The organism is Pseudonocardia sp. OZ21, assembly GCF_059359135.1.
Genome location: NZ_JCADBN010000007.1, coordinates 303,504 through 322,788 on the forward strand (window position 1 = coordinate 303,504; position 19,285 = coordinate 322,788).

Annotated in this window: 9 protein-coding genes and 1 tRNA gene; 4 read left to right on the top strand and 6 right to left on the bottom strand. The window is 67.9% G+C overall.

Going from position 1 to position 19,285, the window contains the following annotated elements:
• Positions 1-8: 8 nt before the first annotated feature.
• The 6 genes from AC5L35_RS18870 to AC5L35_RS18895 all read right to left on the bottom strand — a co-directional run bounded on the left by AC5L35_RS18870 (position 9) and on the right by AC5L35_RS18895 (position 8,679).
• Positions 9-1,910, bottom strand: a complete 1,902-nt coding sequence (locus AC5L35_RS18870) for a DNA cytosine methyltransferase (protein WP_495060962.1) — start codon at positions 1,908-1,910, stop codon at positions 9-11.
• A complete protein-coding gene (locus AC5L35_RS18875) occupies positions 1,907-2,788 on the bottom strand; it encodes a hypothetical protein (protein ID WP_495060963.1) in 882 nt (293 codons plus the stop codon). The genes AC5L35_RS18870 and AC5L35_RS18875 overlap by 4 nt, the downstream gene beginning before the upstream one ends.
• The gene (locus AC5L35_RS18880) at positions 2,785-4,488 is read right to left on the bottom strand and encodes a hypothetical protein (protein WP_495060964.1); all 1,704 of its coding nucleotides are present in this window, start codon (positions 4,486-4,488) and stop codon (positions 2,785-2,787) included. The genes AC5L35_RS18875 and AC5L35_RS18880 overlap by 4 nt, the downstream gene beginning before the upstream one ends.
• Before the next feature lie 107 nt (positions 4,489-4,595).
• Entirely contained in the window at positions 4,596-5,582 is a 987-nt protein-coding gene (locus AC5L35_RS18885; RefSeq protein WP_495060965.1) for a PD-(D/E)XK motif protein, read from the bottom strand.
• Positions 5,579-8,149 carry a Z1 domain-containing protein gene (locus tag AC5L35_RS18890; protein ID WP_495060966.1) on the bottom strand — a complete coding sequence of 857 codons (2,571 nt, stop codon included), beginning with the start codon at positions 8,147-8,149 and terminating at the stop codon, positions 5,579-5,581. The genes AC5L35_RS18885 and AC5L35_RS18890 overlap by 4 nt, the downstream gene beginning before the upstream one ends.
• Positions 8,150-8,220: 71 nt before the next feature.
• Positions 8,221-8,679, bottom strand: a complete 459-nt coding sequence (locus AC5L35_RS18895; protein WP_495060967.1) for a very short patch repair endonuclease — start codon at positions 8,677-8,679, stop codon at positions 8,221-8,223.
• A 235-nt stretch (positions 8,680-8,914) separates the two neighbouring features.
• Here AC5L35_RS18895 and AC5L35_RS18900 point away from each other — a divergent pair.
• The 4 genes from AC5L35_RS18900 to AC5L35_RS18915 all read left to right on the top strand — a co-directional run bounded on the left by AC5L35_RS18900 (position 8,915) and on the right by AC5L35_RS18915 (position 19,285).
• Positions 8,915-8,989 (top strand) — tRNA-Ile (locus tag AC5L35_RS18900).
• A gap of 621 nt (positions 8,990-9,610) precedes the next feature.
• Positions 9,611-14,242 carry a DEAD/DEAH box helicase family protein gene (locus tag AC5L35_RS18905; protein WP_495060968.1) on the top strand — a complete coding sequence of 1,544 codons (4,632 nt, stop codon included), beginning with the start codon at positions 9,611-9,613 and terminating at the stop codon, positions 14,240-14,242.
• Entirely contained in the window at positions 14,239-16,092 is a 1,854-nt protein-coding gene (locus AC5L35_RS18910) for a UvrD-helicase domain-containing protein (RefSeq protein ID WP_495060969.1), read from the top strand. Before AC5L35_RS18905 ends, AC5L35_RS18910 begins: the two co-directional genes overlap by 4 nt.
• Positions 16,085-19,285 carry a helicase-related protein gene (locus AC5L35_RS18915; RefSeq protein ID WP_495060970.1) on the top strand — a complete coding sequence of 1,067 codons (3,201 nt, stop codon included), beginning with the start codon at positions 16,085-16,087 and terminating at the stop codon, positions 19,283-19,285. The genes AC5L35_RS18910 and AC5L35_RS18915 overlap by 8 nt, the downstream gene beginning before the upstream one ends.

The following is a 19,285-nucleotide window of genomic DNA, read 5'->3' on the forward strand; positions in this document are numbered from 1 at the left end:
CATCGAACTCACCGCGCCGACAACGCCGCGGCGACGGCTCGGCCCAGCGCCGATGCCATCGGTGGGGGGGTTGCTTCCGCCACCTGTCGATAACGAGCGGTCTTGCGACCCGCGATGGTCCAGTCATCCGGGAACCCCTGGAGCCTGGCGACCTGCTCCACCGTGAGTGGAACCAATCCCGGACGGCCGAGCTGAGGATCCCAGTGGAAGTCGGGGCCTGGAGGGTCGTCGGCGACGGTTCCACCGTCGACCCCCAACCGGGCCCATGCCCGTTTCGATCCGGTCGGGCCGAGGTCCGCTCCGCCTCGTTCCCAGGATCCGCCCACGAGGGTCGGTGCGATCCGGTTGGCATACGCGGCCCATTGTCCTGCCTGCAGCCATCCTCGGGCTGCCATGGACTCTTCCAGCGCCTCGCCGACCGTGATTGGAGGCTTCGGAGCGCTCGCCGGCGGCTCGAAAGACTGCACCTCCTCGCCCCGGAGGGCGACGAGGACTCCGTGCTGTCGGTCCTGGGGCACTCCGTGCTCCGCAGCGTTGACCACGAACCATTCGTACGAATAACCCAGATCAGTGAGCTGCTCGCGGACGAACATCCGGATGGCTGCGAACTCATCCCTGGTGGCCAAGCCCGGGACGTTGTCGACGAGAAGCCCCCGTGGCCGCATGTCCTTCACCAGACTGATCGTGGCCCTCAGCAGCTCGATCTCCTGATCACTGCCGCGAACACGGTTGGCCGTGGCGGCCGCTTGTACCCGCGGCAGACCTGCCGACAGCAGATCCACGCCGCGTACTTGCGGGTGTTCTGCCGGATCGAAATCGAGCAGATCCATCTCCCGGATGTCCCATCCCGGACGGTTGGCGCGCAGGGTGTCACAGGCAACCGGACGCTTGTCGAGCAAGAGCGTCGGGCTGAACCCGGCCCGTTCCAGGCCCAGAGCCAGACCGCCGGCGCCGGCGCACACGTCGACGAGAGTCAGAGCGGTGGAGGGCTCCTCCGATCGTGCTCGTGCGCCGGATCCGCCCGATCGCGGATCTTCCCGCAGGCGCACTTCGACGCGGGGTGCCGGGACACTCCGTGTCGTGGCGACCGTGAGTGGGTGTGTTTCCTGCTCGGTCGTAGCTCCCCTCGCATCTGCTCGCTGCTCTTGCCCCCGACGTGGCGTCGGAGGAATCTCCGCCCGCAGTGCACGCAGCTGGTCGTCGATCTGTTCGTCAGTGAGCGCCGAGAAGTCGATGAACATGACCCGGCGCCGCAGCAGTGGGGTGATCTGTCGCAGCAGCTCCGAGCCACCCGCGTCGTGCGCGCCGTCCGTGAGAGCCAGTCGGGCCACGGCGCGAGCCAGGCGGGGCACGCCACCGATAGTGCGGCGCTCCGTGATCTGGTTCAGGTCCCGCTCGGTCAGAGTGCGGAGCAACGAGAAGTCCGCGCGGCCGTCCCGCATGGTCTCGACGAAGGTGAGAGCCTGCCACCAGAGCCTGGCGTACATGTGACGTGTTCTGTCGGACGAAACCCACCGCTCGGGGTTCTCGCTGTCGAACCAGCGCCAACGCACGAGATCGGGTGCGGCGACGAGGGCCAGGAAGTTCCACACCTCGTTGTGAGCAGCTTCGACGGTGTTGATCTGCATGTGTCGGTGCAGCACCGCGGCAGCCGCACGGTCGAAGCCGATCCGGCTGCGGTCGTCCGACGACGGTTCCGGGTAACCGAACTCCGCCGCCGTGCGTCGCAGCTCCGCCACGAGGCCGAGCACCTGCTGGTCGCCGGCGCGGATCCCGCCTGTGGCCGCATAGGTGCGCCGGGGATGCTCCGGGGATGAGAGTTCGACGAGTCGTTCGACATCGAGCCGGCGCCGCTCGTCGTACAGCACGCGTGCAGGTACGGCGGCCAGCCGGGGCCACAGCTGGGTCATGAGAGCCGCCGTCCGAATCCGATACTGCGTGCTCCGGCGATCACAGCGGCCTTCAGCGCCATCGAGTCGACGTCGGCAGCGGTCCAGCGTTCGGCGTCAGGCAGGATACGACCGGTCAGGATCCGCGCGCTCGCGCCTGCGGAGTCGGCTTCACAGTCCGACAGCTCTGGCCAGCGTGCGAGTGCCCAGCGCACGATCTCCTCCACCACGCCCTCGAACATTGTGTCGTTGAGCACCCGATGCGCCTCCGCCGTGCGCCGCCCCGCGGAGACGGCGGCGACGAGCGCAGTGTCAGCCGAGTTGATCAGCAGGAGGAAGGAACCCATCGCCGCGACGTCGGGGGAGGAGGGCAGCTCGAGGTACCAGCTCGCCCGAGGATCGCGTCCGATCGACCGGAAATCGACGATCTCGGTGGGAAATGCGGACCCGTGACCGGTCAGGCGGACTGTCGTCTCGTCGTTCCACAGCACGCTGCCCGCCCACCGTGGTTCTCCCGAACGGGCGTGCATACGGTTGGTCGCGAGGACCAGCCTGCGGGTCAGAACGATCGTCGCTCCGGCTCGATCAGGGGGAACCTCCAGCTCGAGGGCGTTGTCGCCGTCGAGAACTTCGAACATGACGGGATCGCTCACGAGCCTGCTGTCGGTGGCGCGCCAGCCCAGCGACCAGAAGAGGGGGGTGCCGTCCAGCAGTCCGGTCGTGGATCGCAGCGTGGTGAGGCTGACGCCGACGCTCGAACGGAGACGAAGACGTGTGCGGTAGTCCCACTCCTCGATCCACGCCTCGAGCGGCTCCCACTCGACATCGACGAGTCGCTGCCAGGCCGAGGCGTCGATGCTGTCGAGGGGCGGGACGAAGTAGGGGCGGACGTCTCTCATGAGCGCGTTTCTCGTACGTCGAGGTCGATGCGGACCACGGCGTCCGGCGGAGGCGCGACGAGCAACTCCCAGGTCCGTTCGTCGTCGCGGTCGACCTCGATGGCGGCACCCGACCACCGGCTTCCCGCGTCAACCGAACGCCAGCCGACGACCTCAGGCGAGGACAGCTGACCGTCCGGATCCTCGACCCCGCCGTCGACGACGACACGCGGTCGGGCGACGACGATGCGACTCTCCGTCCAGTCGGGGAACCGCACCAGGCCGCGGATCAGAGCCCTGCCGTCGGCCGCCACGAGCTCAGGGCCCTCCACGAACCGCGGGACATCTCGCCGCCCTCCTCCTCCTCCTCCTCGTGTGGTGAGGCGTGTCGACCCCGTCGACGCCTCGGCTGCGCCGCCGTCGGCCGCGAGCAGCCCGGAGAGCTTCGACGCCAGCGCCGCCAGCGGGATGTTGCCCACCGGGGTAGCCGGCCGTCCCTTCGCAACGCGGTCGCGCAGCTCGTCGCGCACGAACGCGTTGCCGAGCCGCACCACGCCCAACGCAGTGCCGCCCAGGCCGTTGGTCACCCAGGTGTCGTGGGTCGGGGGCTCGGCCTCGGCGAAGAAGGCGTCCGCCTCGGTCGATGCGCGGAACACCGCGCCGTACTGAATGGACTCGTCGGTGGTCGACTCACCCTCGACGTAGTCGACGACGAGGTCGGCCTGGCGCATCCGGGCACAGTGGTGGGCCGCGCCGGTGAACGGAGCCGCCGCGGCGATGACCGAGTCGGTGCGGATGGGAGCCATGGCGTCGACGACGGCAAAGCGGCCTATCTCCGTCGGCGGTGATTTCCGGACGGGGACGCGGTAAGAACCGGGTTCCGACAGCCTCCGGTAGGCCTGGACGAACGGGGCGAGCTCGATCGATGTCTCAGGGTCGGGTACCTCCATGAGGAAGCCATCATTTCGCACCGAACAGACCAGGCGCCCCGGACGGTCGCGCAGCATGCGCGGCCAGAGGTTCCACAGCATCGTGGACGCGAGGAACTGGGCGGCGTCGTTCCCGTCGCGCGGCTCATCGCCCTCCCGTCGGCGGCCGAGATCGGCATCGACGATGGCGATCGTGGTTCCGGTCGCTCCGTCGGCGAATCGGGGGAGGCCCAAGCGTTGCGCCATTGCCTCGGCCTCGTCGTCGAGCAGCGGCCGGGTGTGCCCGTCGTCCTCACGCACGCCCAGCCAGTGCCTGCCCGTATAGCGGCGCCCGTCGTCCGTGTATCCGTCGCCGAGCGCGGCGGCGATGAGGCGACGCTGGCGGGTGCCGCGGAAGATGCAGACGCTGTCGGCGACGATCACGTGGCATCTACTGACGTTGTAGAGGATGCCCTTGCCGAAGCCGTACGAGCCGCCCCCAAGGTCGAGATTCTTCCGCTCACCGACATTGCGGATGAAGTTCACGAAGTCCGGTCGCTCGCCCTCGCGGGGCGTCTCGTCCGCTCGCAGCGGTCCTCCGAGACCCGTGGTGCCTCGGTCCGCGATCGTCATGATCAAGGGGGCGCGCTCCATCGCGTCCGACAGACCCAATCGGGAGGACGTCGGTTCCGGAAGCAGGAAGTCCCGCCATGCGTCGAACTGGTTGCCGGACAGTCTCCGGAGGCGGACGGCGTACTCGATCTCATGGTCGGACAGACCGGCGTCACAGGTGTTCTGAGCCGTCTCGCGCACGAGGACCTCGAGCGGATCCAGGCGTGGTTTTCCGAGTTGCCTGCGGATGCCCTCCGAGGCGGTCGAACCCTCCGCCGCCACGGGCTGCGACCACCACGACGCGCGGCTCACGAGCCGGCCGCCCAGACGCGGAGCGCGTTCTCGCCACGGGTGAGAAGCGGTTCCAACACATCCAGAGCCAGGCGGTACTCGACCCTTGAGATGCCCGGAGGCACACCGGCCGGTCCGAACGACGACGGGACGATGCGCGGCAGCGCTTCCGACACCTCTACATGAGCAATCCCGGTGACGACGAACCGCTCCTGGTAGCGCTCCGAGTCGGCCCGCTCATAGCCGGCAGCGGTCAGCAACCAGAGAGCCTCGCCACGGTCGTCGACTCGGGAGATGACGGCGTCGACCAGCTCCGGCAGGGTGCGGCCGCCGGGCTCCTCGATCACCTCTGCGACGACGAGCGCCAACGGTCGGTCGGGCGGGTCGAGCTGGTCGAATCCGTGAATCGTCACCGCGGACGTCGTCGCCCCGACGGCTTTCACCTCGATGGCACGGTCGGGCGTGACGATGTCGTGCGGCTCCCGGCGCGGACCACGCCACCACCGGGCAGGCAGTTCGGCGCCCGCGGTCACAAGGTCGAGAACCGTCAGCTCCGCGAACAACGACATCTGCGCTGTGAGCGTGAGCTTCTCGCTCCGCCGCGTCGCGAGCAGTGCCCTCCAACGGGACACCGCCTCCACGGTCGTGCCGGCCGGAGTGCGGGCGTGTTCGATCTGACCCAGGATGTCGACGAGGACGTTGTCGAAGGCGTGGACGAGATCCGGGCGCGTGCAGACGACGTCTACGTACCTCAGCGGTGTGCCCTGAAACGTGTAGGTCCTGAGCAGTACTGTCAACGCCCCCTCAACGCCGTCGGTTCGGACGTCCTCGTCTCCGACCGGGACGAGCAGATGACGTCCGTCGCCCCCGTCGACGCCGACCCGCACGTTGCCGCGGCCTGCGGGGATCGGCAGCGGAGCCGACGAGATGCGTGTGGGTCCGTCGGTCTCGAGCAGCGGCCAGGTGTGAGCGAGTTCCACGGCCCAGTCGACGTCCGACGTCACGGCGACTCCTGCCCGGTCAGCTCGACGAACTCGGCCTCGTCCGGCGTCTCGACATCGGCCGACGAGAGATCGACGGTGACGTGTGTGGTCCGGACCTTGGACTCGGCGTTGCCGGGAAACACGACGGCCATGCCGATCACGTCCGTGGCCGCCTCCAGCGGAAGACGTGTTGCCTCGTTCTGTACATCCGGCTTCGAGTTCGGGTCGATCGGATAGAGCAACAGCAGAGCCCGATTTCGTGCCACCGGGTCGCCGTTCCTCGCATCCATGAGTGCGGACTCGTTCATGGCTCGTGCCGCCGCGGGAGCGATGTCCAGATCGACGACACGGTGGTCCTTCGACATCAGGGTCTTGATGTCGGCTCGTTCGGGCGCACTGACCTGAAGCTTCGCGCGAGCGATGCGGCTGAAGTCGAGCCCACCCAGCCGGACGGAGCCGTGGCTGTCGTCTCCGGCCGCCATCACGGCGATGCTCCAGCGGTGAAGACTTCCCACCTCGCGCTCCTTCGCCGTGTACTTGAGCATCAGAGTGCTGTCGAGGTCGGGTGAATCGGGATGGCTCGAGTACCGACCGAGGAACCGCTCGACGACGTCGGCGGCGACGTCCCGGAAGAGAAGGCCCCCAGCCGGCAGAGGCTCTCCGATCCCGCCGGCGGCGCGGGTGTCCCGCACCAGCTCGTCAGCGGCGTCGACGTTGTGCTGCAGCCACTCGACGTCGTTCTCGATGAAGTACCGGGTCTGGATGCGCCGCCCACCGTAGGAGGTGAAAGCGGGAACCGCCGCACCCATCTTGGCCGTCACACGGAGCACGGGGTGAGTGCGGATCCGGACGCCGAACTCGCGCGGCGTCAGTCCCTGCTGCTCGTAACGCTCGATGTCGAGCCTGATCTCGTGCTCGACGGTCGCCAGATGACGGAACCAGGCCTCGAGTTGTCCCGTCATCCAGATGCGCGGGAGATCCTCGTAGCCGGGACGGAAGCCGAACCACCGGGCCATCTGCAGCAGGGTGTCGTAGGCCTGAGCCGCGCGGACGAAGTAGCTGACGACGAGACCCTCGAGAGTCAGGCCCCGGCTGAGCGTGTTGCCACCGACCGCGATTGCGACCTGCGGTGGGCCGCCGTATTCGAGTCGGTCGTCACTGCGGCAGTTGTCCAGCACCACCCTGGTCGACCCAACCACATCGGGCAGGCGTTCGAGCACCTCGGCGAACGACAGCGCTCGGACTCCGGGGAACGAGGCGGCGGGAACCTTGCCGGTCTCCTTCGTCCACACCTCCTCCAACGTCGCCAGGAACGCGGCGTCCCCGCTGCGGAGCTTCCGCACGGCGTCGTCCCGAAGATCGACGAGCGGTTCCTTGAACGCCTCGTGGACGGCGATCTTCATCGAGGTGTGCACGAGCATCGTCGAATGCCCCTCGTCGCCTCTCGCTCGACGTGCGGCGGTCGCCAACCAGAACCAGTGCGTCGCGTCAAGCAGCGACTCCGTGATGTCGGGCTGGAACCCCGCAGCGGCAGCGCGGCCGGCGGGCCGGAGGCTCGGCAGCTCGGCGTCGTCGATGAAGCGGACCATGTCGAAGCCGTCGAGGTCGGCTCCTGATACCTCTTCGCCCTCGACGGCGTCCCGTCCGAAGATCCGCTCCGAGCCGAAGTAGCCGTCCGGCTTGGGCAGGTTGAGGATGAAGTCGTCCGGGTAGAGATCATCCTTGCCCGGAGCGATCAGGACGTTGGCGAACGGCGTCGCCGTGTAGCCGATGTAGGTGCAGCGCGGCAGCTTTCCGAGGATCTGCCGGATGAGCGGGTTGATCGTGTTCGTGGCGACGGTCGCCTGGTCGGCCTCGTCGTCGATGACCAGGACGGGCACGTCGTCCAGCACATGCTTGCGGGCGGCGTCCTCCAGCCACTCGTCGAGCTTGGTCAGGACCGTCTTGTTCTTCTTGACCACGCACAGCGCGACCTTCGACTCCTGGTTGTGCAGCAGGGCGGTCGAAGGAGTGGCGTGCGGCCGGAAGTCATTGGCCTGGTCGGTGAGTGTCAGCCACGCAGTCGGCACGAGGTCGCGAAGCTGCTCGTCGAGGCGCTCCTGGGTCTGCCTGCGCAGGCCGTTATGGATCCCGGACAGCACGATCACGAACTTGTATCCGGCGTCTGCAGCCTTCGCGATCACCGACGTGAAGTTGGTCGTCTTGCCGCTCTGCACGTAGCCGACTACGAGCCCTTTCGACGCCCAGCGCGGGAGCTGCGGCCGCGGGGTATAGGCGACGACCTTGCTGGATGCACGGTCGACTGGCCGGATCCGGTCCGAGCTCCAGCCGAGCGTCTCTCGGAAATGCTTGTGCAGCTCTGGCCAGTACTGGTCATTGGCGTCGTTCGGCCCCGGATACCAAGGGTCTCGCGGTCCGTGCAGAACGGGTGGGTCGTCGCTCTCGATGGTTTCGATGCGTCGTCGATACTCAGCGATAAAGCCCGTCAGCATCTCTTCGCTGAGAACGGAGCGAAATCTGCTGCATGCCTCTTCGAGACCGTGTTTTCGGGCCCACCCCGCGAACACGACGAAGAAATCCTCGCTCACGCTTTGTCCTCCACGCGCCGCCCACCGGTGACCCCCGCCTGGTCCCCCGATGACCTCGCGAGGCGCTCACCCTATGGGGCGACGACGTGAGCCGTGTGGCCGGCCCGCACGAGGCGCGTTGCGAGGACAGCCTCCACGCGGTCTGCGGCAGATGCCGGCGGCTCGTGCTCCCAGACCCTGACCACAGACCAACCCGCAAGACCCAGCTTGTCGTCTGTATCGCGGTCCCGAGCGACGTTGCCGGCCAGCTTGGCCGCCCACCAGTCCTGGTTCGCCTTCGGGTAGGTCGCGTGCTCAGGGCAGCGGTGCCAGAAGCACCCGTCCACGAACACGGCCACCTTCTGGCGGGTGAAGACGATGTCGGCACGGCGGCGCCGCAGCCCGTCCGTGTCGAACCGGAACTCGACGCGGAACCGTCGACCACGGCGATGGAGTTCGGTCCGCAGGGCCCGCTCCGGCGACGTCCCGGTGCGTGCCTGCCGAGACATCCGGCTGCTGACGTCCGGGCTGCTCGGCGTCATGCCCGTCATCGGACCAGTATCCGACACGTGGTCCGGTCGCCGACGTGTCTCCCCTGTCGTCGTGTCCCCTCGGCGGGCGTGATTGGCTCGCAAGACTCTCTGCAGTCCGATACGTTTCGTGCGGCGAGTGTGGTGGCGTCCTCCGGGGGAGGCACACGTTGCGCGCCGACGGCAGAACGCCCGGCTGGGCGTGCGGGGCCCAGCTGCCACCAGCCCGGGCGGGAGCCGCTAGCCTCGGATTCACGGGGCGGTAGCTCAGCTGGTCAGAGCAGCGGACTCATAATCCGTCAGGTCGTGGGTTCGAGCCCCACCCGCCCCACCGTCGTCGCAGGTAGAGCGCTTGGGCTCGGTCCGGTTCAAGATCACGGTCACCGCTTACTCGCCGGAAACCCGAATCCGCAGCGAACCCATCGCAGCGTCGAGGGTATCGGCAGCCTGCCGCCCCTCGGCGCGTCGGTCCAATGTAGAGGTCCTGTGTGATCGAAAGGTTGTGAATAACCGCTGTGGCCGACGATGACCCGTGCTGTCAGCCCCGCGTGATCCAGAACGGCCATTGCGGTCTTACGTGGACAGCGCTGGGCTCTTGTTCATGCAGGTAAGGGGTGCGGCATGACGTTGACCCCAGGGGTGGCGGGTTCCGCACCTGGGCTTCGGTAGGTCTGCGACATCGATGCCGGTCACCGCAGGATGAGCAGCAAGAAGTAACACGGCTAGCCCGATCGGGCGAGTAGCTGGTCGGGTCACCACTCGCCGCTATGATCGGCACCACGTACGCCGAGTGGTCACCCGATCGCGGTGTGGATGTTTCGGGCTGTGGGGAGTTGTACACATCGGTGGACGTTGATGTCGCGTTGAGCCCGTGGCCCAGAGCGGAGTCCACGGAGGGTCGGCAGCGGTGAGCGAGCTAGACCTGACACCGCCTACAACCGTCCCGAGCGTCATGGATGTCGTCCGCGCGCAGACGCGGCGGGCCCTCAAGGCCTATCGGGCCGATCCTGGGCTCATCGAGGAGCACGCCCACAGTGAGCGTCGGATCAGCCAGGGCGGCTACGGTGACCGCCAGATCTTCGAGCTCGTCCAGAACGCGGCTGACGAGATCCGGAGCGATCCTGGCGGTGAGATCGCGGTCGTCCTGACTTCGACTCATCTGTACTGCGCGAACCAGGGATCGCCGGTGACCCCGGAGGGGGCCGACACCATCCTGCGGATGAGCGTGTCGCGGAAGCGTGGCGGGCAGATCGGCCGCTTCGGCGTCGGGGTGAAGTCGGTGCTCGCGATCTCGGACACCCCGGAGTTCTTCAGTACGGCGGACGGCGCTCCGTTCGCCTTCGGGTTTGACCGCGAATGGGCTGCCGAGGAGATCCGCCGGGTGCGTCCCGACGCCACGGAGACGCCTGTCCTTCGGATGTCAAGGCCGATCGACCCGGCCCGGGCGCGCAATCTGGACCCGACCCTCGACGAGCTGCTGACGTGGGCGACGACGGTGGTCCGACTGCCGCTGCGTCATGGAAGCGTCGACCGGCTCGCCGTCGACCTGAAGGCCTTCCCGGTCGAGTTCGGGATCTTCTCCCCGCACGTCGGCACGGTGACCCTGGAAGACCGCCGCGGCGTGCTGGTCCGGCGACAGATCTTCCAGCGGTCGCGTGGCAATCGTCGCATCATGCAGGAGGTCAAGCCTGACGGGACGACCCTCGATCATGAGTGGCGGGTCTTCACACGGATGCACCGGCCGTCCGTCGACGCACTGCGCGCCGCGGGTGAGCTGCACGACCGACCGGAGCTGGACATCTCGTGGGCGGTCCCGGAGCGGAGTACTGCACGGGGGATGTTCTGGGCTTACTTCCCCACCAAGTTCGCCACGACGTTGCGCGGAATCCTCAACGCTCCGTGGAAGACGTCCGAGGATCGGCAGGCGATCTTCGACGGCAATGCTTTCAATGATGAGCTGATCAAGGTCGCGGCTGATCTCGTCGTGGAGTCGCTGCCGGGCCTGTCCTCCTCCGACGACCCGGCCTCGTACATCGACTACCTGCCGGGTCGGGGCCGCGAGGCTCCGCAGTTCGCCGACGAGAGACTCACAGCGGCGATCTGGGCGCTGGCAGCGCAGTGTCCTTCGCTGGTGGATCAGGGCGGGGTGTTCCGGGCGCCAGGCGACATAGAGCTCCACCCGGAAAATCTGCCTGACGACTGGTTACGGATCTGGGCGAGCCATCCGGGCCGACCGGCCGGCTGGGTTCATCACTCGGCCGACAGGCGCGAGCGTCGTGCACGCGTCTCACTCATCCTGGGCCGGGCCGGCCGTACTGAAGCGTCGGTCGTCCAATGGCTCGAAGCGCTCGTGACGGATCGCAGCCCCGAGGCATCGGCGGCTGCCGTTCGGATCGTGGCCGCGATGACGGAAGCCCGGCACTCGCTGGCCGAGCATGCGAGCCGAGCGCGCGTCGTACTCACCGAGTCCGGGGAACTCGTCGCGCCCGCGCGAGGTGAGGTCTACCGACGAGCTGCGGTCGACAGCCTCGATGACGACCTGATCTACGTCGACGAACGCGTGGTAGCCGTCTTCGGGGCGTCGTCGGCGTTGGAGTCGCTGGGCATCCGCGAGGCGGATGCAACCGGTCGGTTCGCGGCCGTCGTCGACAAGGGATTCGCGGATTACGGCGATCAGCAGTGGAATGCGTTTTGGAGCCTCTCGCGGGAAGCAGGTTCAGTCGCCGCGATCGATGCGCTCGGGTCGATCGACCCACGGGCTCGGGAGCAGATTCATGTCCGGACGGTGGCAGGTGGCCTGATGCCTGCTTATGACTGTCTCCTGCCCGGTTCGGTCGTGCCTGCCGACGGCAGCCGCGACGCTGGCGTGACGGTCGACGTCGACTTTCACGCCGAGGACGGAGCGATCCTGCGCAGCATCGGCCTGTCGAACGGCCCCGTTCGCGACCGGGATCCGCGGACCGATGCCTGGTTCGAGGACTACCTGACCTACGCATGGGAGGTGCATCTCGGTTCCCTCGATGACAAGGACCATCGCCCGCAGCGAACGACGATGCGGGTCGAGGGGCCGAACCCGCCAGGACCCCTTCGATTCCTGCAGACGCTGACGCCCGAGGGACGGGCTGCGTTCCTCGGCGCTCTCCCGGACCAGGCTGATCTGGGCGGTGTGTGGAAGGTCCAGGTCGGCCGACAGCAGAGCACGCGGAGGGCGATCGCATCGCCATTGAGGTGGATCGCGACGCGGTTCGGCCATCTCCGAACATCAAGGGGACTGCGACCCGTATCGATGTGCGTCGGGCCCGAGCTCGGGGTGCATCAAGACCTCCTGCCGGTCGCAGAAGTCCGGAGCGAGGTCGCGGCGGCTCTGCGGCTCCCCCGAACACTCGAGAAGGTGTCCGAGAGGATGTGGGTGAGCCTGCTCCGTGAGGCTGCCGCGTCCTGCGACGACGAGTTCCCGGGCAAGGTCTACGCATTGGTGATGGACGCCGTCTCCGAATGGCCCGAGGGCATGTCGGCCACCCGATGCCGCGTCGGTGACGCCTGGTCGACCGAACACGCGGACAGCGAGATCGCGGTCACGGCCGTCCCCGCGGAGTACGAGGTGCTCGTCCGGGAGCGCGTGCCGGCACTCCTCGTGCCGACGTCCGACGCCGCGGAGCGGATGATCGACAGTTGGGGGATGCTGAATCCGTCGACCGTGATCAAGAAGGAGGTCCGGTTCGTCGCGCTCGCCCAACCCGTTCCCGTCCTGGATCTCTTCCCCCATCTCCGCACCGGGTTCCGTCGGCAGGTGGAGGGCTGGAGCCTCGCTCGCTGCAGTGAGCTGGAGCAGGTCACGCGAACCCCGAACGGGATGCGGACAATCCAGATTCAGCAGGTCGAGCACGAGCAGTCGGTCTTGGTCCTGCGACCCGAAGACGATCTCGCGGTGCTGACGGCCGTCGATGTCGTCCTCCGGCTGGGCCTGGGCCCATCGGGATGCCGTTCGATGATCGAGCGCCGCGACAAGCAGCGGGAGAACGAACGGATCCAGCAGGTGCGCGAGGCGCGGTCCGCCGAGGAGAAGGTCCTCGGACTCATCGGCGCGAAGCAGCTGCGTGCGGGCCTTCCCGCAGGGCTGGAGGAGAACGAGCGAGCCAGGACCGGCGCGCCTGTATCCGACACACGGGTGGCGGAACTCGCTCTGAAGACCCACGGCGCCGCCATCCTGCGGCATCACAGCCGAGATATCGCTACGGGCAACGAGGAAGCGCCGCGCACCTTCGCAGGCGGGTCTGTTGCACGTCGCTTCGTGGCCGAGCTCGGTCTCGGCGAGGAGTTCGCGGGCTACGCGGCGGTCACCCCGCCGGAAATGGAGGAGGTGGACGGGCCGGCCGAGCTACCGTCGCTGCACGACTACCAGGAGCGGGTGGTGAGTCGGGTCGTCGACCTCCTGCTCCAGCCGCAGCCCGGGCGTGCGATGCTGCGGCTGCCGACAGGCGCCGGCAAAACACGCGTCGCAGTCGACGCGGTGATCCGGATTGCGTCTCGGGGCGGCCTGAAAGGTCCGATCCTGTGGATCGCGCAATCGGACGAGCTGTGTGAGCAGGCCGTCGGTACGTGGAAGTTCGTGTGGTCCAAGGCCGGCCCCCGTGCCCAACTGACCATCAACCGGTTCTGGGGTGGAAACGACGCGGCGCCGGTTCAGGGGACGACACAGCTCGTCGTTGCGACGGACGCGCAGCTCGGCAACAGGCTCGGCAACGAGGAGTACGCGTGGCTGCGGAGTCCGGCGCTGGTCGTCGTCGACGAGGCGCACCGGGCGATCGCGCCGACGTACACGTCGATCCTCGAGAAGCTGGGGCTGACCAGCCGCCGGACGGACCGGCCGCTGATCGGCCTGACGGCCACTCCGTACCGTGGCATGAACGAGATCGAGACCAAACATCTAGTCGAACGGTTCGGTGGGCGCCGGCTCGACGAAGGTCTCTTCGCAGGGGAGGATCACTACGCCGAACTGCAGGCGATCGGTGTCCTCGCGAAGGTCGACCATCAGGAACTCCCGGGTGCGACGATCCATCTCGACACCGCGGAACTGACTGAGACGACGCGATTCGGGGTGCTGCCGTCGTCCGCGGAGGCAGCGCTGGCCGCAGACGACGCTCGCAACGAGCGCATCCTCGAATCGATCGTCGCTCTCCCGGAGGACTGGCCGATCCTCGTGTTCGCGACGTCGGTCAACCACGCGAAGCTGCTGACGGCGCTGCTCAACGACCGCGGCATCGGCGCTGCTTCAATCGACGGCTCCACACCCATGCCCGAACGCCGCAGCAAGATCGAGGCATACCGGTCACGGGAACGGCGCGTGCTCACGAACTACGGTGTGCTCGCGCAGGGCTTCGACGCCCCGACGACCAGAGCCGTCGTGATCGCTCGTCCCACGTACAGCCCGAACACCTACCAGCAGATGATCGGTCGAGGTCTGCGCGGCCCCCGTAACGGCGGTAGCGACACATGCCTGATCCTGGATGTCCACGACAACGTCGCCAACTACGGCCGTGAGCTGGCCTTCACCGAGTTCGAGCACCTCTGGCGCCGCCCGTGAGTGCCGAACGGACGATGAAGTCCTACACCGACGAACAGCAACGGATCATCGACTACCCGGCCGAGACGCTGCTGGTCGTGACGGCAGGCGCGGGCACGGGCAAGACCCACACGATGGTTGGGCGGATCGAGCACCTCCTGCGTACACAGGCTCTGCGCCCGTACGAGGTCCTCGTCCTCAGCTTCGCGCGAAGTGCCGTGAGGGAGCTGAAGACTCGATTGGCCGCATCCGGCGAGGCCGGACGGCTCGTCTCGACCCGCACCTTCGACTCGTGGGCCCTGGATCTGCTGACGGAGTTCGAGGCGGACCGCGATTGGCACCGCGTGGGGTTCGACGCCCGGATCGAGAACGCGGCTCGTCTGGTCCGGAGCGGAGTCGCGGACGAGCGACTCGAGGATGTCGGCCACCTGGTCATCGACGAGGCCCAGGACGTCGTCGGAGTTCGCCTAGAACTCGTGAAGGCACTCATCTCGAACACCGATTGCGGTCTGACCGTCGTCGGGGACGCCGCCCAATCGATCTACGGGTTCCAGATCGAGTCCCCCGAGGAGCGTCGTCGCGGTGCCGACCTCTTCCTGGGCTGGCTGCGTTCGCATTTCGGCGACGAGCTGACCGAGGTCGGTCTCGAACAGAACTTCCGCGCCGACACGGCCGAGGCGAGAACGGCGCTCGGGTTCGGGTCAGCGCTGCGTCGATCCGCCGAGACGAAGATGTGTGCGGGTGGTGCCTATGACCGCCTGCGGACGGCGTTGCTCGGCGTGTTCTACGTCGGTGCCCTGACCGACCCGTTCGTGTGCCGAGACCTGGGCGGTGCAGAGGGAACCACCGCGGTGCTGTGCCGCACCAACGGCGAGGTTCTACTGGCGTCAGAGCATCTCGCCGCCGCCGCTGTGCCCCACGCCCTGCAGCGGACCGCTCAGGACCGGGTCTCCCCGGCGTGGGTGGCAACGCTCTTCCGGGACGCTCGAGCCGCCACGATCGATCGAGACGCATTCGACCATCTGGTAGCACCGTTGCTCCCGGCCCACCACGATCCCGACCTCACCTGGAGCCTCCTGCGTCGCCATCACGGCGACCGCGGCCGCAGGGTCGATCTCGGGCGGCTGCGCCGTGCGCTCGCCGAGCGTCGGCTTCCGGACGAGCTCACCGCTCAACCCCCGGCGGATCTGATCGTGTCGACGTTCCATCGGGCGAAGGGTCTCGAGTTCGACCGGGTCGTTGTGATGGATCCCGGATCGTCTTCGGCCGAGAACTCCGACACCCCGGAGGAGGAAGAGGCGCGCCTGCTCTACGTCGCGATGACCCGGCCGCGCAGCGAGTTGATGCGAACCGACTCCGTGAGATCGCGGACGGTTCGGCCTGATCCGCGGATCGGTCGCTACATCCGATTCGGGTTCAAGAAGTGGCAGCGCCTCGGCGCAGAGGCTATGGGCGACGATGTCGACTTCACCGACCCGCCGGGCGGGTCCGAACAGGCGGTTGATGTCCAGGCCCGCCTCGCGACGGCAGTGTCGGCCGGTGATCCGGTCGTCCTCGAACAGGGTGCTCCAGCCGGAGCCGAGGCGGGCGCGAGCCCTGGCTATCTGATTACCCATGACGGAGTGGTCATCGGGTCGGCCTCGGAGGCGTTCCGGCGCGCCATGTTCCGGGTGTTCGGTGGCCGTCGGGGGTACGAGCCGCAGACCTATCCCCGTCGGATCACCGGCTTGCGCCTCGACGCCGTGGAGAGCGCGGCCGGCGGCAAGGCTTCCGGACAGATCGCGGGCCTCGGTGATCACGGCGTCTGGCTCGTACCCCGCCTCGTCGGATTGAGCAGGTTCGAGTTCGACCGAAAGGACCCCGATGCCTGACCTGGCGGCGCACTACTTCTTCCGCGACGAGCTGGTCGACCGGTTCCGCGCAGATGTGCTCGGCCCGGTCGACGGGGAGGACGAGATCCTCACGGAGGAACCCGCGACCGCCTACATCACGGGCGTCCTCTACCCACGGGACCGTGGGCGGGGACCCACCCAGGAGCGGAAGGAGGCCGAGGACGTCGACCTGACCCCCGTCTCCACCTCTTCCGACGAGGTGCCTGAGACCGGGGTCGCGATGGCGAATCGGCAGATGCCCTCCGCCGCAGGCATCACCTTCGCCGTCGACCCGGCGGTGACTTCGACCGTCTCGGTATCGGTGAGCGCTGCGGTCTACGAGCCCCACGACGCCATGGGACGAGTCGTGTCGCCGCAGCGCGCCGAGAGGCGCGGCACCGACGACGACTCGATCCGGTGGCACCGGCGGGCGTTCACCGCCACCCCCGTGACCGTCTCGGTCACCGAGCCGAACGCGTCGGCGCCGGTCGACATCGGAGAGGGGCTCGTAGTGCGGCTGCGGGTTCGCCCGGCCGACGACGACGGCGTCATCGCGGTCACCGTGACCCTCGTCAACGACCGGACCGCCGATCCGTCGGGCCTGATCGACCGCTACTGCGTGTTCCAGCCCGAGATCCGGGTGGAGGTCCCCGGAGGCGGTCCGGGCCTCGTCGAGCGTCCGGCGCCCGCGACGGCCGACGAAGAGGATCTGGAGCTCAGCGCAATGTTGCACCGCCACGCACCTCTGTTCGCCGTCGGTCACGGATGTACCGCGATGTGGGACCTGACCCCACCTGCTTTCCGCGGCCCACGGTCCCCGACGCGAGCGGGGACGAACGCGGTGTGGACGTCCTTTGTCCCCGACCGCGACGTTCTGCTCACCGAGTCGAACCCCGAGGTGCCCGAACCCGGGATGCTCGAACTCGCCGAGGCATCGACCGCCGATCTCGTCGACACCCTGCGGAGGATGCTCGACGGCTACCAGAGGTGGATCGAGGAGCGGACGGCAGACGCCGTGCCGCTTCGCGGCAGCCGTTTCGAGACCGCGGCTGATCGTCAGATGCAGGCCTGCGCAGAGGCCTGCGACAGGATGCGCGACGGGATCGGCTTGCTCGAGCAGAACGAGCAGGTGCTGGCTGCGTTCCGATTGGCCTGTTCCGCCATGGCCGACCAGAGGGCCCGTACGATCTGGATCCGATCGAAGAGGGCGGCGGCGCTGGACCCGGCGGCCGGGCGATGGCGGCCGTTCCAGATCGGCTTCATCCTGCTGTGTCTCTCCGGGGTCGTCGACGCCGACCATCCCGATCGGAACGTCGCCGATCTGCTGTGGTTCCCCACGGGCGGAGGCAAGACCGAGGCCTATCTGGGTTTGATCGCCTTCACGACGTTCCTGCGGCGGCTGCGCCGTCGGGCGGCCGGTGCGGGTGTCACGGTTCTCATGCGTTACACCTTGCGGCTGCTGACGCTGCAGCAGTTCGAACGGGCAGCGACGCTGATCTGCGCGATGGAGACGATCCGCCGCACGCACCCGGAGGACCTGGGGACGGAGCCGATTTCGATCGGCATGTGGGTCGGGGCCGCCGCGACTCCGAACCGGCTCGACGACGCCCACCACAGCATCGAGGAGCTGCGTGCGGGGCGGACGGTCCGTGAGAAGAACCCGGTCCAGCTCACCGCCTGCCCTTGGTGCGGCACCCCGATGGATCACGCGAATTACCACGTCGACCGGGCTGCCGGACGTATGACGATCCGCTGCCGCGACTCCGGCTGCGAGTTCCACGCCGGGCTACCCATCCACGTCGTCGACGAGGACATCTACGCTGTGCGCCCGACACTCGTCATCGCCACCGCCGACAAGTTCGCTCAGATAGCCTGGCGCTCCGACGTGGCGAAGCTGTTCAACCGCGACGGCGCACCGGCAGGTACACCACCGCCGGAGTTGGTCATCCAGGACGAGCTGCACCTGATCTCAGGGCCGCTCGGCACGTTGGCCGGCCTGTACGAGACCGCCATTGACATCGCTGCCGACCGGCCCAAGGTGGTGGCTTCCACGGCGACGATCCGCCGGGCGCAACAGCAGGGCGCACGGTTGTTCGATCGGGAGGTCCGGCAGTTCCCGCCCGCCGGAATCGACTCGCGTGACTCCTGGTTCGCCGTGGAGGCGCCCCGTACCGCCAAAGCCAGCCGCTGCTACGCAGGTGTCCTGGCCCCGGCGACCAGCCAGGCGACACTGCTGATCCGCGTCTACTCCGCTCTCCTGCACCACGCGGCCCGCATCGCAGGGGATGACGCGGTCCGCGACACGTACTGGACACTCGTCGGCTACTTCAACAGCCTCCGGCTGCTCTCGGCCGCCGAGCTGCAGGTGCATGCCGACGTCCAGGAGAGACTCGCACGATTGAGCAAACGCGACGGGGTCGACGGCCGCGGGATCGACAATCTCACCGAGCTCACGAGCCGCATCGATTCCAGCGACATCCCGTCGCGGCTAGCGTGGCTGTTCGTCGCCCATCCGAGGCCGGAGGCGTTCGACGTCGTCCTGGCCACAAACATGATCTCGGTCGGGGTCGACGTCGACCGCCTGGGCCTGATGGCGGTCATGGGACAACCTCAGACCACCGCCGAGTACATCCAGGCCACGAGTCGCGTCGGGCGCCGTGACCCCGGCCTGGTCGTGACGATGCTGAACGCCTCGCGGTCCCGGGACCGTTCGCACTACGAAAGCTTCCTCGCCTACCACTCCGCCCTCTACAGACAGGTCGAATCGACGAGCGTCACCCCATTCGCGGCTCGGGCTCGCGATCGAGCCCTCCACGCAGTGTTCGTCGGGCTGCTTCGAATCCTGCATCCGATCGCCCGGCCGAACGACGCCGCCGGCCGTGTCGAGATCTTCCGCGGCGAACTCGACTCGGTCAGGGCAGCCGTGCTGGCCCGGGTCGAGGCCGTGTCACCCACGGAGCGCACGAACGTCGACGTGGAGCTCGACGACTTCATCGAGCACTGGCGGGACATGGCGTCGAGCAATCCGCAGCTCGTGTACGAGTCCCGTCGTCACATCGGAAGCACACGGCGAGGACCCGACACCGCCCTCCTGCGCTCGTTCGGCCAGGACGACGACCTCGAACAGGCCTACGACACGATGTGGAGCCTGCGCGACGTCGATGTCGAGTCCGACCTCTACCCGGAGCGTTGA